This window comes from Streptomyces botrytidirepellens, assembly GCF_003721215.1.
GTDB lineage: Bacteria > Actinomycetota > Actinomycetes > Streptomycetales > Streptomycetaceae > Streptomyces > Streptomyces himastatinicus.
In genome coordinates, this window is record NZ_RIBZ01000461.1 from 1 (window position 1) to 1,451 (window position 1,451).

Sequence of the window (1,451 nt, forward strand, 5' to 3'; positions counted from 1 at the left end):
ACGGATGCGGTGTCGCTGGCGGTGGCTGATGGTGCGGGTCGTGCCGTGCTGTCGGTGGACTCGCTGGTGCTGCGGCCCGTGGCCGCTGAGCAGATCAGCGGTGCGCGCGGCGGGCGCCAGGAGTCGCTGTTCCGCCTGGAGTGGGCGGAGTTCGCCGCTCCGGCTGCTGCGGATGCGCAGGTCGGCGACGGCTGGGCGGTGCTCGGTTCCGAGGGCCTGTTCGGCGCGGGAGTGGCCGCGTACGCGGACCTGGACGCGCTGGCGGCTGCGGTGGACGGGGGCGCGGAGTCCCCGGAGTACGTAGTGGTGTCCCTGGCTGCCGCACTCGAACGCCCGGATGCGGCATCCCAAGCCCGAGTGGACGCGGTACTTGGAAGCCCAGGTGTGGCAAATCAAGCCCGTCCGGCGATTGAGGACACGCCCGAAGGGCGTACCGGCCCGCGCGCGGATGGTGCGGCATCTCCAGCCCGTCAGGCGTTTGAGGACCGGGGCCTTGGGGCGGAGCCCCAAGTTGCGGGAAGGGGCGGGGTGGGGGATACCCCCTCGCCCGCCGAAGCCGCACATCACGCCACCACCCAGGCCCTCCACCTCCTCCAGTCCTGGCTGGCTGACGACCGCTTCGCGGACGCGCGGCTGGTCCTGCTGACCTCCGGCGCGGTCGCGACCCAGGCCGCCGAACCGGTGGCGGATTTGGCGGGCGCTGCGGTGTGGGGCCTGGTGCGTTCCGCCGAGTCGGAGAACCCGGGCCGGTTTGTGCTCGTCGACGTCGATGGCGCGGCTGACTCGCGTACGGCGGTGTCGGGCGCGCTGGCGTCGGGTGAGCCGCAGGTGGCGGTGCGGGACGGCGTGCTGCGGGCGCCGCGTCTGGCGCGGGCCGTGGTCGACGCCGAGCAGGCGTCTGACTTCGGTGCCGAGGGCACGGTGTTGGTGACCGGTGCGAGTGGCACGCTGGGCGGGCTGCTGGCGCGGCACTTGGTGGCGGAGCGTGGCGTACGGCAGCTGCTGCTGGTGAGCCGTCGTGGCGCGGAGGCTCCCGGTGCGCCCGAACTCGGCGCCGAGCTGGCCGAGCTGGGTGCCGAGGTGCGGTGGGCCGCGTGCGATGTGGCCGACCGGGACGCGCTCGCCGCGGCCCTCGCGACCGTCCCCGCCGAGCATCCGCTGACGGCCGTCGTCCACACGGCGGGTGTGCTCGATGACGGTGTGATCGGTTCGCTGACGCCGGAGCGGCTGGCCAAGGTGCTGCGGCCCAAGGTGGACGCGGCGTGGAACCTGCATGAGCTGACGGCGACTGCGGATCTGTCGGCGTTCGTGGTGTTCTCCTCCGCCGCCGGTGTCTTCGGCAACCCGGGGCAGGGCAACTACGCAGCCGCCAACGCGTATGTGGATGCGTTGGCGCAGCACCGTAGGGCGCGTGGGCTGGCCGGTACCTCCCTCGCCTGGGGCCTCTGGGC

1 protein-coding gene is annotated in these 1,451 nt (G+C 73.5%); it reads left to right on the forward strand.

Translation table 11 applies throughout. From position 1 onward, the window contains the following. Positions 1-1,451, forward strand: a 1,451-nt coding sequence (locus EEJ42_RS31605) for a beta-ketoacyl reductase (RefSeq protein WP_123105290.1), incomplete at both ends; no start/stop codon positions are given.